Annotated in this window: 10 protein-coding genes; 8 read left to right on the forward strand and 2 right to left on the reverse strand. The window is 38.4% G+C overall.

Features of this window, described 5'->3' with window-relative positions; genetic code table 11:
* Positions 1-151: 151 nt before the first annotated feature.
* The 7 genes from rpoN to I5435_RS06875 all read left to right on the forward strand — a co-directional run bounded on the left by rpoN (position 152) and on the right by I5435_RS06875 (position 12,234).
* A complete protein-coding gene (rpoN, locus tag I5435_RS06845; RefSeq protein WP_025218956.1) occupies positions 152-1,489 on the forward strand; it encodes an RNA polymerase factor sigma-54 in 1,338 nt (445 codons plus the stop codon).
* 278 nt (positions 1,490-1,767) lie between these two features.
* Complete coding sequence (locus I5435_RS06850; RefSeq protein ID WP_024361413.1) at positions 1,768-3,183, forward strand: amino acid permease; 1,416 nt, start codon at positions 1,768-1,770, stop codon at positions 3,181-3,183.
* 193 nt (positions 3,184-3,376) lie between these two features.
* On the forward strand, positions 3,377-5,023 hold the full coding sequence (locus I5435_RS06855; RefSeq protein ID WP_025218957.1) for a sigma-54 interaction domain-containing protein: 1,647 nt from the start codon (positions 3,377-3,379) through the stop codon (positions 5,021-5,023).
* A 296-nt stretch (positions 5,024-5,319) separates the two neighbouring features.
* Complete coding sequence (locus I5435_RS06860) at positions 5,320-6,648, forward strand: aminotransferase family protein (RefSeq protein ID WP_108029642.1); 1,329 nt, start codon at positions 5,320-5,322, stop codon at positions 6,646-6,648.
* Positions 6,649-6,709: 61 nt separating this feature from the next.
* Positions 6,710-8,107, forward strand: coding sequence for an aldehyde dehydrogenase family protein (locus I5435_RS06865; RefSeq protein WP_024361410.1), 1,398 nt, complete (start codon positions 6,710-6,712; stop codon positions 8,105-8,107).
* Positions 8,108-8,207: 100 nt separating this feature from the next.
* Entirely contained in the window at positions 8,208-10,232 is a 2,025-nt protein-coding gene (locus tag I5435_RS06870; protein WP_025218959.1) for a hydantoinase/oxoprolinase family protein, read from the forward strand.
* Between the two features lie 22 nt (positions 10,233-10,254).
* Positions 10,255-12,234, forward strand: coding sequence for a hydantoinase B/oxoprolinase family protein (locus tag I5435_RS06875; protein WP_025218960.1), 1,980 nt, complete (start codon positions 10,255-10,257; stop codon positions 12,232-12,234).
* A gap of 57 nt (positions 12,235-12,291) precedes the next feature.
* On the opposite strand, the gene solA is transcribed toward I5435_RS06875, so the two are convergent.
* Positions 12,292-13,410 carry an N-methyl-L-tryptophan oxidase gene (gene solA, locus I5435_RS06880; RefSeq protein ID WP_025218961.1) on the reverse strand — a complete coding sequence of 373 codons (1,119 nt, stop codon included), beginning with the start codon at positions 13,408-13,410 and terminating at the stop codon, positions 12,292-12,294.
* Between the two features lie 241 nt (positions 13,411-13,651).
* Positions 13,652-14,284: a nitroreductase family protein gene (locus tag I5435_RS06885; RefSeq protein WP_025218962.1), complete on the reverse strand. Its 633-nt coding sequence runs from the start codon at positions 14,282-14,284 to the stop codon at positions 13,652-13,654.
* A 130-nt stretch (positions 14,285-14,414) separates the two neighbouring features.
* Between I5435_RS06885 and I5435_RS06890 the strand changes: the two genes are divergently transcribed.
* Positions 14,415-14,759, forward strand: coding sequence for a winged helix-turn-helix transcriptional regulator (locus I5435_RS06890; protein WP_024361405.1), 345 nt, complete (start codon positions 14,415-14,417; stop codon positions 14,757-14,759).
* Positions 14,760-14,941: the final 182 nt, after the last annotated feature.

Below are 14,941 nucleotides of genomic sequence, written 5' to 3' on the forward strand. Positions count from 1 at the left end.
TGAAAACTGGCTACAGCATATATAAATTAGTAGATAGCTTTTAGCGATAAGCCTTACAAATAGTAAAAAGTATTTAATTTACGAAAAAGTGTAAAAAAACAGAAAAAACATGTTACTATGTAGAAAAATTACGTTTTGGGGGTGTGAGAAGATGCAAATGACGATTAAAACTTCTCAAAAGGTCACACAAATATTATCAGCACAGTTAGTCCAGCATTTAGAAATATTGCAATATTCGGCGACTGAGCTAGAGCAATACATTTATGAAAGAGCAACAGAAAATCCATTATTAGTAGTCAACGACGCAAAAGAAAAAACGCAATATGAGGAGATTATGCAATTAGCAAATTGTTCTGTTCATCATTTTTCATCATCCTATGATAGGTCTAGCAGTAACCAATTTAATATGATTGAGATGAAGCTTGCTGAAAAAGAAAATTATGAGCAATTCCTTTTAGAGCAAGTGCCGATGCATCAAAATTTATCTTCTATTGATTTACGAATTTTAAAATTTTTAATCCAATCGTTGGATAATCGCTTATTTTTGGACGTAGAGTTAGAGATTGTAGCAGACAAGTTTCAAACTAGTTATTCGCATGTAGAGGCAATTTTAGATTTATTACAAACTTTTGAGCCGATTGGCGTAGGCGCACGAAGTTACCAAGAATTTTTACTTATCCAATTGGATAATGATCAGTTTGCGCCCAAAAAGGCTTCGACCTTTATTCGTTCGGATTTAGAGTTAGTTGCAACGCAGGCGATTAAACAGTTGAGCAAAAAATATAAGATGCCTTTACAAGATGTCATCGAAACGGTTCACTATATAAAAAAATTGAAACCGATTATGATGGGGGATAAATTAGAATCGATTCCCTATGTGATGCCAGATATCGAAGTGAAAGCAATTGCTGGAGAATGGGTGATTCAGTTAACTCGTCACCACTTACCTATCGTATCGATTGATGAAAGTTATGTTGCGCTGTTAAAAAATGATCCAAATTATCAAACGTACTACCGAGATTCCATGAAAGATGCATTAGCTTTATTGCAAGGAATTGAACAGCGAGATAAGACGCTTTATGAGTTAACTAGATTATTATTGCAACAGCAGGAAAATTTCTTTACGAAGGGGTTAGAAGCGATAAAACCTATGCGTTTAAAAGATCTTGCTGACTTGTTAGCTGTACATGAATCGACCATTAGTCGTGCTATTCGAGGGAAGTATATTCAAACGCCAAAAGGCATTTATGCATTACAATCTTTGTTTACAAAGGGCTTGCTGAATTCTTCCGGAAAAATGGATTCGATTATGTACATTAAAAAGCGCTTACAAAAGTTGATTGAAACCGAGGATAAACGAAATCCTTTAGCAGACCAGCAATTGACAAATATTTTATGTGAAGAAGGAATTCAAATTTCAAGAAGAACTGTTGCAAAGTATCGAGAGGAATTAAATATTTTAAGTTCATATAATCGAGCGTATGGGTAATGTGATGTAAAAAATAAATCGATGATGCAAATGTGCATCAAAATTTTAATTGTGCATTGTGCAAAAGCGATTCGTACCGCGTCATCTTGATAAGCTGTGCCCACCATAAAAGGATGAAGCGAGATAAGAAGCTAGTAAACTACAAGCTTATTTAACAGAATTTTATAAATTTTAAGTTTTTTGTAGTGTTTGGCATAGAACTTGCTCATTAAACAGAAGACATGCATTAGAGAAAGGGGCTAGTAAATGTCTATATCAAAACACTAAGGGGTGGTTTAATGGGAGCTTTGCAAAAATCACTGAAAACACGACATATTACAATGATTTCCATTGGTGGGGTAATTGGAACCGGGCTTTTTGTCGGAACCGGAAAAAACATTTTAAGTACCGGTCCAGCAGCAGTCATATCCTATGCAATTGCGTGTTTGCTCATTGTCTTAATTATGCAAATGGTTGGTGAAATGGCGGCTGGGGAAATCGCATTAGGAGAGAAGTCTGGTCAATCGGGGGAGTTAGGCTCATTTGCATCTTATGCAGGAAAGTATATTGGGCCATGGGCAGGTTTTACAGTTGGCTGGCTTTATTGGGCTAGCTGGGTATTCATTGTTGGACTAGAAGCTGCATTAATCGGGGGTATGCTGCATAACTGGTTTCCATTTATACCGATTTGGGTTGGAAGTGTAGGCATTACATTGTTAATGACCATTATTAATATTTATTCGGTGAAATCTTTCGGTGAATTTGAATATTGGCTATCATTTATTAAAGTTACGGCAATCATTATCTTTTTAGTAGTTGGAACAGCAATGATTTTCGGTATATGGCCTAATTATGAGCCTAAAGGATTAGGGATTTTAACAGCATTTGGTGGCTTTGCACCAAATGGGGTTGTTCCAATATTTACCGCAATTGTCTTTGTTATATTTTCTATTTGCGGTGCTGAAGTTGCAGCGATTGCTGCGGCAGAGTCTGAAAATCCAGCAAAAAATATTGTTCGTGCTATTCGCAATGTCGTATTCCGTCTCGGATTATTTTTTGTCGGCTCAGTAGCTATTATGGTCATGATTATCCCGTGGAATGATTCAACGTTTTTAGCAGCACCCTATGCCAATATTTTAACGATGGCTGGACTTCCAATTGCAGCTCAAATTATTCAAATCGTTATATTTATTTCATTAATTTCGGTGCTTAATTCAGCACTTTATACAAGTTCACGCATGTTACTTGAAATGTCACGTCAAGGAGATGCACCAAAAATCTTCTCACAAATACGAAATCGCCGTGGTGCACCAGTACCAGCTATTATTGGAAGTACCTTAGTTGCATATATTTGTGCCATGCTCTATTTTATTTCCCCAGAAGTAATTTTTTATTTTTTAGGTAATTGTGTTGGAGGATTAATGATTGCTGTTTATATTTTTATCGCTATTTCACAAATACGATTTCGACGGTATTATGATCAAGTTTCGGGCGAGCCATTATCGATTAGGATGTGGTTATTTCCATACTTATCGTATGTTACGATTGGTGTTTTAACGATTGTCTATTTATGCCAAGTGTTAATTGAATCGTTGCGTACGCAGTTTTACTTAAGTACATTAGTATTGATTGTGTCAATTGTGCTATTTGTCATCATGCGAAAACTTTCAACTAAACCAGCAGAGCAATTAGAGGATAAGTTAGCTTCAGAGTAGAATATTACTACGAGGCTAAGACGAGTGTGAGGGAACTATACGATGAGATTAAATTCGCGACACGCTTACGGGAATGCAAGCCTAGCAAACAACTACGCAAGTAGTTGTTTGCTAGAGATTCCGTGGATAGGGAGCGGATTTTTTGCATTACTTCTAAAAATAATAAAATGGATTTGGAAAGGAAGCGGTTCAGATGTCAGTAACAGAACTTCATAAGGAAGAACATTTTTTTATTGTGAAAAATGGTGAAGTGATTGTCAAAAGTGATATCCAACAAGAGCTTCTTGAACAAATAAGTGAGAAATACTGTAAAGGACAAGAAACATTTGAGGTGCAAGAATATTTCGTCCATGTAGTAGAAACATCTCAAGGTACGCTGTTTACAGCTAGATCATTGAAGCAGTTTAACGATATCGATTTTATGAACCCCCTGTCACATAAGTTGTTGAACTCAATTTCTGATGGGGTGACAATTTGTGATCGTCACGGCAAAATTTTATTTCAAAATGATATTGATATTGAAATTGTTGGCATCGATTTACGGGGGAGATATGCAAAAGATGTCATTGCTGAAGGGTTAATGAGTGATTCTATTTCGATGAAAGTAATTGAATCGCAAGAAAAGGTAACGATATTGCAAACTTTCATTAACGGTAGATGTTTTTTAGTAACAGGTCAGCCTATTTTTGACGAAGATGGCAAATTACAATATGTTGTTGCCATCACACGGGATATGACACAACTCAAATTGCTTGAACAAGAAGTACAAAAATTAGAAGATCAAAATGAAAATTTTAAATACAAACTACAAGCCTTACATAATCAAGAATCGAGAAAAAGTAGTTTAATTGCCGTATCTTCCGCCATGATGCAAGTAGTCAAAAGGGTGATGCGTGTAGCGGAAGTAGATTCTACCGTGCTAATTGGTGGTGAATCGGGAGTCGGCAAAGAGGAGATTACAAAACTTATTCATGCCTATAGCAGACGAAGTCATAAGCAAATCTTAACAATCAATTGTAGTGCAATTCCAGAAACATTACTTGAATCTGAACTTTTTGGCTATGAATCAGGGGCATTTACGGGAGCTAGTAAAGGTGGAAAAGCCGGACTCTTTGAAATTGCATCAGGAGGCACGGTGTTTTTAGATGAAATTGGAGAAATGCCTTTGCAGCTCCAAGCTAAATTATTGCGAGTGCTACAAGAATCGGAGGTACAGCGCATAGGAAGTGGCAGACCAATTGCAATCGATGTACGAATTATCGCAGCAACGAATCGAAACTTAGCGGATATGGTTAGGCAAGGTAGCTTTCGGGAGGATTTATATTATCGCTTAAACATTATCCCTATTGAAATTCCACCATTAAGACAGCGTCGGCAAGATATTATTCCATTAGTTAATCATTTTTTAGCGTTGATAGGTGATAAATATGGCATTCATCGAACAATTGAGTCAACAGCTATGAAAGTGTTAGAAGCGTATGCATGGCCGGGAAATGTCAGGCAATTAAAAAATATGGTGGAACGCCTTTGCTTATTGGCTACCCAACCTGAAATTACGGCAAGTACAGTTCAACAAGAGCTTGATAGCAATCCACTAGTTATTCGACAAGTCGACAATACAGTGCAACAGCCAAATGTAAAACAACAGCTTGCAGTTCCACTTTTAGTAGGTACATTAAAAGAGCAAGTGGCAATGTTTGAAAAGCAATTGATTAAGCAAGCATTATCTGAACATCCGAGTATAAGACAAGCAGCCAAAGCGCTCGGTTGCGATCAATCTACGTTAGTAAGGAAAATACAAAAATTCCAATTGACACGGCATATCTCCTATCAAGAATAATGATGCAGTTATGCATCACTGCTTGTATATTTGCATAATTAGTGCAAAAAAGCATGAAATGCTAGTGATATTTGAATAGGCGTATGTGTTTCTAACAAGATGTTTATTGCAGCGAAAAAATATCGACATTCTGAAAACTACCAAGTTGTTCGAGGTGCTCAATAGTGAATAATGATGGACGAATTCAATAAATTAGAGAGGCATTTTTTTAATAATGTCTCTTTTTTTATGGAGTTGGCATGAAAATTGCTTGTAATAAAGTGTATAAAACTTTTAATGAAAAGAGGCTGGTATTGATGACAATTCAACTAAAAGAAGAATTGAAAACTTTAGATCAAAAGCATTTTCTACATCCAACGACGTCGATTGAGCAACAGCAAACACAAGGGCCTGCTGCTATTTTTACAGAGGGGAAAGGCATCTATTTAAAAGATTTAGAGGGGAAAAGTTATATTGATGGCATGTCTTCTTTATGGAACGTAAACGTTGGACACGGTCGTGAGGAAATTGCAGAAGTTGCAAAAGAACAAATGGCTACATTAGCATTTAGCTCTTGTTTTGCTTCATTTAGTAATGAACCAGCTATTCGTTTAGCAACGAAAATAGCCTCTTTAACACCAGGAGATTTAAATACAGTATTTTTTACTTCTGGAGGATCAGAATCAAATGATACGGCGATTAAACTAGCTCGCCATTACTGGTTATTAAAGGGTCAGCCAGCGCGTCAAAAAATTATTTCACGTACACAATCCTATCATGGGGTGGCGATGGGAGCGACAAATGCGACGGGTATACAGGCATTTCGTAACTTTACCAACTCTCCTGCACCTGATTTCCATTATGTTTACAATCAATCTGTTCGCGATCTTCGAGAAATGATTGAAGCACTAGGTCCAGAAACAGTAGCAGCGTTTATTTCCGAGCCGATTCAAGGAGCGGGAGGAGTCAATATTCCGCCAGAAGATTATTTTAAAGAAGTACGTAAACTTTGCGATGAGTACGGCATTTTATTTATAGCGGATGAAGTAATTACCGGTTTCGGTCGTACGGGTAAATGGTTTGGCATGGAGCATTATGGCGTTGTACCAGATATGATGTCATTTGCTAAAGGGGTATCGAGTGGCTACGCACAGCTTGGAGGTGTGGTAATTTCCGAAAAAATTCATGAAACATATTGCCAGCTTTCCAAAGGGACTTTAATGCACGGTTATACGTATAGTGGTCATGCATTGGCTTGCCAAGTAGGCTTAAAAAACATTGACATTCTAGAGCGGGAAATGTTGATAGAAAACGCAGCATCTATGGGAGAAGCGATGTTGACAGGTTTTAAAGCGCTTCAAGAAAAATATAGCTTTATCGGAAATGTTCGAACAATTGGTTTGCTTGGTGCTATTGAGCTAGTTAAAAATCGTGAAACTGGTGAGCTTTTCGAGACTGCCATTAGCCCAATATTTGTTCAAGAAACGATGAAACGAGGCTTAATTTTACGAACAGTCACGTACGAGCAAGATACAGTTGTTTTTGCACCACCACTTATTTTATCGAAAGCAGAATTAAACGAAATGTTACGTATTCTAGATGAGACTTTTGAATTTGTGCGTAAAACGATTATTGCAAAAGATTAATATGTATGGCTTTAATGCGAGCTAATATGAAGAATCAGTTACTTAATCAAGGAGGGGTTTTATGACAACTATCATTAGGGAAATTCGAGAGCAATTTAATCCTGCAAAACCATCGCAATGTATTGGTCAAGTAGAGCTTTTGACAGTGGATGAGACAAAGGAAGTCGTTACAGCGGCAAATGAAGCATTTGAAGATTGGAAAAATACATCGTCAGTAGTGCGTGGGGAACTATTGCGTGTCACTGCAGACTTGCTCGAACAAAATATTGATAAAGTAGCTGAAACAGCTTCCAACGAAATGGGTAAAACCAAAAATGAAATGATTGGGGAGGTGAAACGTGGCGCTTCTATTTTGCGCTATTTTGCACAAGAAGGAATGCGGGCGACAGGTGAAGTATTGCCGTCTGCCAGTGAAGGCAAAATGTTGTACACAATGCGTGTCCCTCTTGGTGTAGTTGCAGCTATTACACCATGGAATTTCCCAGTAGCTATTCCTTTGTGGAAAATTGCGCCCGCATTAGTATACGGCAATACGGTTGTTTGGAAACCTTCTATTGAAAGCGCTTTAACGGGAAAACTTATCGGCGAGCTCTTTGAACAAGCAGGTATACCAAAGAATGTGTTAAACGTCGTACAAGGACGCGGTTCGAAAGTTGGGCAAGTTTTGCTTGAAGCACCAGAAGTGAAAGCAATAACATTTACCGGTTCAAATGGTGTTGGGCAAAGTATTTTAGATAGCGCAGGATCAACTAAGAAAAAAATTCAGCTTGAACTAGGCGGTAAAAACGCTGCCATTATATTAGCTGATGCGGACATTCATCTCGCTGCAAAGTTAACAATTGAAGGAGCAATGAAGCAAACCGGACAACGTTGTACAGCAACTAGTCGAGTTTATATTGAGGAAGCAGTTTATGATGAGGTGTTAGCATGTTTAATTGAACAAGCGAGGGAAATCAAAGTCGGCACGTCAATGGGTCCAGTTTCCTCAAAAGGTCAATATGAGAGTATTTTAGCTGCCATTGAAAAAGCAAAATTAGAAGGTGCCAAACTTGTCTATGGTGGTGGACCGACGCAAGGTAAATCAGAAGGTTATTATATTGACCCGACGATTTTTACAAATGTAACACATGCTATGGGCATTGCGCGTGATGAAATTTTTGGACCAGTCCTAGCTGTGATTAAGGTAAAGGATTATGAAGAAGCAATTCGATTATCCAACGACTCTGAATTTGGGTTAAGTGCTTCTATTTATACGAACAACATTCAAAAAGCTTTTGATTTTATTCAGCGTAGCGAAGTGGGGCTTGTTCAAGTGAACGACGAGACAGGTGGTGCTGAACCACAAGCGCCATTTGGCGGCATGAAAAATTCAAGTACTGGCGCACGTGAACAAGGGCAAGCAGCAAAAGAATTTTTCACAACATTTAAAACGGTGACAATCCGCACACAGGGAATGTAATGGGCTTTAAAGCCCGTTACATATGGGAGACTGTTTTTTCTTATAGGTTAGTAGATTGTTATGCATATTTTCACACTATTAAACGAAAGAAGGTATCTCTATGGCACAAACTCGCTTAGCAATAGATGTTGGTGGAACGTTTACAGATGTGTTTGTTTTTAATGAAGATACAGGAGAAATATTTGTAACAAAAACTTCATCCACCCCATCAAACCCTGAACAGGGAATTTTAAATGGCGTTGAGAAGGCAGAGTTGAAAGGGCAGGATATTAAAATTTTTTCTCATGGCACGACGGTTGGTACGAATGCATTAATTGAGCGAAAGCTACCGAAAACCGCTCTAATTACGACAAAAGGATTTCGCGATGTCACAGAAATTCGTCGCGGCACAAAGGAGGATATTTGGGATACGTACAAAGATACGGCAAAGCCCTATATTCAACGCCGCGATCGTTTTGAAGTCACTGAGCGAATAGATTATGAAGGAACAGTATTGCAAGCTATCGATGAGGAAGAAATTCGGGTATTAGCAAAGAAATTGAAACGTCGCGGGACAGAATCCATTGCTATATGTTTTATCAATTCTTATGTGAATGGAGAAAACGAAGCAAAAGTGAAAAAGATTTTACTTGAGGAACTGCCAGATGTTTATATATGTACTTCAAGTGAAGTACTACCTGAAATATTCGAGCATGAACGGATGAGTACAACGATTATTAATGCTGTTCTAGGACCAATCATGAGCAATTATATTAGTAAATTAAGTAATGAAATGCAAAAAAGAGGCTATGAGGAGGAAATTTTAGTTTTACATTCTGGCGGAGGTGTCATGACGTCTAGTACAGTGCCTCGCTATGCCGCTAGATTAGCGAGCTCAGGAATTGCTGCGGGAGCAATTGCGAGCAAACATATAGCAAAGTTATGCGGTTTTGAAAATGCGATAGGCTTGGATATGGGAGGAACGAGTACAGATATTTCACTGATGTACAAAGGACAAATTCGAATTACAAAGGATTGGTCTATTGAATATGGTTATCCAATAGGATTTCCAAGTATTGAAATATTAACGATAGGTGCTGGCGGTGGTAGTTTAGCTTGGCAAGATGAAGGTGGATCATTACGAAATGGGCCGCAAAGTGCTGGTGCTATACCAGGTCCAGCCTGCTATGGTCATGGTGGTACAGAGCCAACTAACTCAGACGCTAATGTCGTTTTAGGACGTCTTGGTGTGACATTATTAGATGGGATGATGCAATTAGATAAAGGAAAGGCACAGCAGGCTGTAACAAAAATTGCGCAAGCTTTCAATCAGACAATTGAAGAAGCTGCGAGTGCCATTATTGAAGTTGCCAATGCCAATATGAGTGATGCCGTTCGTTTAATTTCTGTACGAAGGGGCTATGACCCACGTGATTTTGCTCTTGTAGCCTTTGGAGGTGCAGGGCCACTTCATGCCGCACATTTAGCAAAAGATTTAAATATCCCGAAAGTCATTATCCCTACACATCCGGGCGTAGCAGCAGCAATGGGGTGCTTACTTGTAGATGTACGCCACGATATTTCAAAAACGTTTGTAAAAAAAGCAAATGAAGTATCAGTCGAAGAGCTCGATATTCAATATCAGGCACTACGGAAAGAGGCGAAAGCATTATTAGAAGAAGAAGGGATTTCTGAAGAAACATCGACTTTGATGAATTATATGGATCTTCGCTATAAGGGACAATGGCGCTCCTTAGCGGTTGTGGTACCAGATTACGTCACTTCCTTGGAGGAAGTATTAGCAGCATTCCACCAAGAACATGAGCGAGAATTTGCATTTTCAGATAAGGACCAGATTGTTGAGATTTACGGTTTACGTGTGACTGCAATAGGTACAGTGCCAAAACCTAATTTCCCACAATTTGAATCAACTGGCTCCTTACAAGATGCTTATAAAGAGACACGACCTGTCTATTTTGATGGGGCATATGTTGAAACAAACGTTTATTATCGCGATAAAATTCCAGTGCATGCACAATTACAAGGTCCTGCAATTGTGGATCAATTAGATACGACGACGGTCATTCCACCAGGATTTACGGCTGAAGTAGATGCTTATAAAAATATCATTATTACAGTGAACTAATACATGATAAGGGGGAAAGTCTATGAGTACTACAGGATTGTTCCTAAATAATCAAATTAAAAATCTGGATCCAGTAACATTTGAAGTGTTGAAAAATGGCTTTGTAAATTTAGTCGATCAAATGGCTGAACAAATGCTGCGTACTTGCTATTCTTTTGTTATTTATAATCGGGATTTTAGTTGTGCATTATGTGACGCACAAGGAAATACAGTTATGCAGGGAACACAAGATATTTCGGTACATGTCGGTACTTTACATCTAACAGCGAAAGCGGTTTTAGAGGATTTTGCAAATGATATTCACCCTGGTGACGTATTTTTAGTAAATGATCCATATCGGGGGGGCACGCATTTTAGCGATGTTCGGGTTATACTACCTGTTTTCCATGGCGATAAGCTGATTGCCCTGATGCAAACAAACGGTCATTGGGCAGATGTAGGTGGTTCTAATCCAGGTTCTTTTGATATTACAGCAAAGGAACATTATGGAGAGGGTTTACGAATACCCCCTGTACGCATTTATAGTAAAGGTCAGTATTTAGCAGATGTTGTGAATATTATCGTGATGAATATGCGTATTCCCGAGGAACGAATTGGCGATTTACGTTCACAAGTAGAAGCGGCTAAAATTGGCGAAAAACAATTGAATGAGATGATTAACAAATATGGTATCGATACGGTTTTACTAGCATTTGAAGAGGTACAAAATTATGTAGAACGTTTGACGAGTGCAAAGATTAAAGCCTTACCAAAAGGACAATGGGAAACAGTCGATTATATTGATATGGACCCAGAGCTAGGGGATGGCTTAATACCAGTGCATGTGAAAATGACAATTCGTGAAGATGAAATTTTCTATGATTTAAGTGGGTCACACCCTGCTATAAGTTGCTTTTTAAATGCTGGATTCGGTTCGGCACTTTCTGGTATTTATGCAGGAACGAAAACATTCTTTCCGGAAATTCCATTAAATTCAGGTTTCTATCGAGTTGTCAAAATACATTTGCCCGAAAATACTGTTGTCAATGCGCCGAGTCCTATTGCGGTATCTGGCTATTGCTCAGGTTCTTTTGAAAAGATAATGAATGCATGTTTTGAGTTATGGTCAAACATCATGCCTGAACGTGCAATTGCTTGTTCATTTAACCTAGAGTATTTGTTAATTGGTGGCTACGATCAACGACAAAATAATAATGGGTATTTTATGTGGTATGACTGGATGGCAGGAGGACATGGTGGGCGTGTGGATCGCGATGGCGCAAATACGACATCACCTGTATTTGGGGTCGGCTTAAGTGTCCAACCGTGTGAAGGGCAAGAGCGCTTGTCTCCTGTACTAACGACAAAACATGAGATTATTACAGATTCAGCAGGTCCAGGGAAATATCGCGGTGGTTGTGGTGTTGAAAAAGGTGGGTTATTAACAGATATAAACAACACCGTGATGTCATATTGTTGTGACCGTTCTCGTTCTATTACGTGGGGCATTATGGGCGGCTTACCATCCATTGCACAAGGCGCGATTTTAAACCCAAATCAAGCTGGTGAGGAATTTTTGGGTACCATTTTTTCTAATGTCGCATTGAAAAAGGGAGACTCCTTTACACGTCCATCTGCTGGCGGGGGAGGATTAGGGGACCCTCTTGAGCGTGATGTCAACGCAGTTTTAGAGGATGTCATCGATGAATATGTTTCGCTTGAACGTGCGAAACTTGATTATGGCGTTGTTATCCGTGAAATTGATCGTGATATTGATGCATTTGAAATTGATATGGCAGCTACCGTGAAAGAGCGAGCGTATATTCGAAAAAATCGTCAACAATGGCTTGAAACAGACCCCTATGAAGTGGAGCGTATGTACAATACAGGTGAAATCAATCAAATGGACGTTGTACGTCGCTATGGCGTTATTATGGATTACAAAACAAATCAAGTGTTACCAATTTCCACAAAACAATATCGTACGTCCATGAAAAAACGTTCGTTAGCCTATTGGATGTAATGTTATACAACAATAAAGCAACCAAGAGAACGTAATATTTCTCTTGGTTGTTATGATTTAGGCAAAGCGATTAAGCTGAAAAAGTGATAAATCTTGCTTGCTTGTACCATTTAATATAAGTTCTGTTAATACTTCGCCAACTGCGCTACTAAATTTGAAGCCATGACCAGAAAATCCTGCAGCAATGACAATATTGCGATGATTAGGTAAAAAATCAATGATAAAGTGTTCATCAGGTGTCACAGAATATTTACATGTTTTGCCGAATGCAAGTGCACCATGTTGTGGCATAAAGCGATTGAGAAAATGTTGTAAATCAGCAGCATCCTGATTATCGAATGGACGCATTGGCTCATTAGGGTCGATAGGCTCACCACCATCATGGCGACCTAGTTTCAAGCCTGCCCCATGAATGCTTGGAAAACCATAATAGGCAGAATCAGCAAATTCGAAACAGTAGGCGGGGAAAGTAGTGTCACGATAAAGCTGTTCGTCTGCTTCAAACCAAGCAAATGTTTTGCGTGTTGGTGTAATAGGATATGAAAGGTTCATGGTTTGGAGCAATTCCGATGCCCAAGCACCTGCTGTGACAATGAGGTTTCTTGCCTCATATAGCCCATTTTTTGTATGTATTTGTACAATGTCTTCGGTCTTAATAGCGTGGACCTTTTCATTTGTATGTAAAATGGCACCTTGTGCTAATGCTAACTTTTTATAGGCAGCGATACAGGCTTCTACATGCAATACACCTGCAGTTGGTTCATAGCACACTACTAAATCCTCAGGCAATGCTAATCCAGGCCATTTTTCCATCGCTTCGGCGGCTGTATACTGTTCTAAAGGTAAATCGTATAGTTTCGCGCTTGTTCTAACATTTTGAAGAAAGGTATGATCTGATTGACCAACATTCATCACACCTGTTTGTAAAAATAAAGATTCACTTGTTTCCGCTTCAAGCTCTTTCCATAGTTGTCCAGCGCGTAGCACGAAAGGGACATAACTCGCTCCTTCACCGTAAGCAAAACGAATAATTCTTGTTTCGCCATGATGGCTGCCCTCTTCATGTGGTGGATCAAAAGCATCGAGCATAAGGACGTTTTTTCCTGCCTTCGCTAAATAATAACCAGCCGCCATTCCCATTGAACCAGCACCCACAATAATTACATCATAAATCATAGTCATCCCTACTTTCTTTCTCTAGTATAGCAAAAAAGAAATGAGAATTTTGCAACAACTTAAATAGGGATTATAGGAAAACACGAAAAGGCTAGGACATCACTAAAAAGAAGAGTGTTTTAAGGGACAACTCTTGCTTAGAATACATAAACAAATGATACAACGAGCAAAAAAGTGTTAGATTGATGCAGTCAATCTAACACTTTTTCTCTTACCTGTTAGCCAACAGATTATTACTGAATTAAATAAAACGAGCAATGTCTTTTAATGGTAAACGCGATGAACCATAAGCAGGTGCTGCTGCTTTCCCGATGGCAATAAGAACAACAGGGAAAATATTCTCCGGTAATTCAAAACGTTGTGCAAATTTCTCTTTATCAAATCCGCCCATTGTCACCGTATCATAACCTTTTTCTTTCGCAATCAGCATTAGTTGCATTGAGATAAGACCTGCATCAAATGTTGCAATATTTTTTCTGACTTCAAGTGGTGCAGCTGGGTAAGTACGTAGAGTATTCGTAATCATTAAATCTTTCTGTGCTTCACCCATATGCCCTTCTGCTACATTTTGCGTGTAAATTTGTTCAACTTGCTGATACATTTCGGCATTGCCTAACACTGCAATAATAGCTGAAGATGTTTCAACTTGTTCTTGGTTATTGGCAATAGCACGTAGTTCTGTTTTTACAGCTTCGTCTTGAATGACTAGGAATCTCCATGGTTGCAAGTTACTAGATGACGGAGCGCTAGTAGCCTCTTGAATAATTGCTTCAAGCTCTACTTGTGGAATTTTAAAAGCTGGATCATAGACGCGAACGGATTTACGCTCTTCCATAATTGTATATAGATTGGTTTGTGTTTTAGTTGCTGACATAATGTCCTCCTTAAAACTTACTAATGGTAAGTTGATGATTAGAATCTTACCATTAGTAAGTTTATTCGTCAAATAAAAAATATTTTGTGTGCTACAATAGAATAAGGAATTACAGACAGGAGGTTATGAGATGACACAATCAAACTGTTCACATATATGTAGTAGTTATCATCAGGCAATAGAGTTTATAGGGAAACGTTGGATGGGAATGATTATTTATACTTTGTTGCCTGGTCCAAAAAGGTATCATGAAATTCATGCCACAATACCCGGCATTTCTGATCGTTTACTAACAGAACGTTTAAATGAGCTTGTTAATGCAGGATTAATTGAAAAGAAATACATTGATTCATCGATAAAAAAGGTAGAATATGCATTAACACCAAATGGCTTAGCATTTCAGGAAGTCATAGCGTCTATTCAAAAATGGATTGATTTATGTGAATTTGAGAAAATGACAAAAGAGACAACATAAAAAGCCAAAATACCTCAAGTGCTTGAGGTGTTATGGCTTTTTTTATTTGTAACTATTTGTAATGACTTTTGTTGTTTTGCCAATATCTTTATCCTTCCTATAAAGTTTGTACTTTTTTGCCTTTATATTATAGGATTCACTTAAAAGACTGTAGATACACTCTCTTTGAGTGTATCTACAGT

The sequence above is a fragment of the Lysinibacillus sp. C5.1 genome, assembly GCF_016350185.1.
In the GTDB taxonomy this organism is placed as follows: domain Bacteria; phylum Bacillota; class Bacilli; order Bacillales_A; family Planococcaceae; genus Lysinibacillus; species Lysinibacillus sphaericus.

Excerpts from the sequence above, each read along its gene's own strand:
- I5435_RS06885 (WP_025218962.1), bottom strand. The coding sequence starts at position 14,284 with ATGTCAGCAACTAAAACACAAACCAATCTATATACAATTATGGAAGAG.
- rpoN (WP_025218956.1), top strand. The coding sequence starts at position 152 with ATGCAAATGACGATTAAAACTTCTCAAAAGGTCACACAAATATTATCA.
- I5435_RS06875 (WP_025218960.1), top strand. The coding sequence starts at position 10,255 with ATGAGTACTACAGGATTGTTCCTAAATAATCAAATTAAAAATCTGGAT.
- I5435_RS06865 (WP_024361410.1), top strand. The coding sequence starts at position 6,710 with ATGACAACTATCATTAGGGAAATTCGAGAGCAATTTAATCCTGCAAAA.
- I5435_RS06855 (WP_025218957.1), top strand. The coding sequence starts at position 3,377 with ATGTCAGTAACAGAACTTCATAAGGAAGAACATTTTTTTATTGTGAAA.
- solA (WP_025218961.1), bottom strand. The coding sequence starts at position 13,410 with ATGATTTATGATGTAATTATTGTGGGTGCTGGTTCAATGGGAATGGCG.
- I5435_RS06850 (WP_024361413.1), top strand. The coding sequence starts at position 1,768 with ATGGGAGCTTTGCAAAAATCACTGAAAACACGACATATTACAATGATT.
- I5435_RS06890 (WP_024361405.1), top strand. The coding sequence starts at position 14,415 with ATGACACAATCAAACTGTTCACATATATGTAGTAGTTATCATCAGGCA.
- I5435_RS06870 (WP_025218959.1), top strand. The coding sequence starts at position 8,208 with ATGGCACAAACTCGCTTAGCAATAGATGTTGGTGGAACGTTTACAGAT.
- I5435_RS06860 (WP_108029642.1), top strand. The coding sequence starts at position 5,320 with ATGACAATTCAACTAAAAGAAGAATTGAAAACTTTAGATCAAAAGCAT.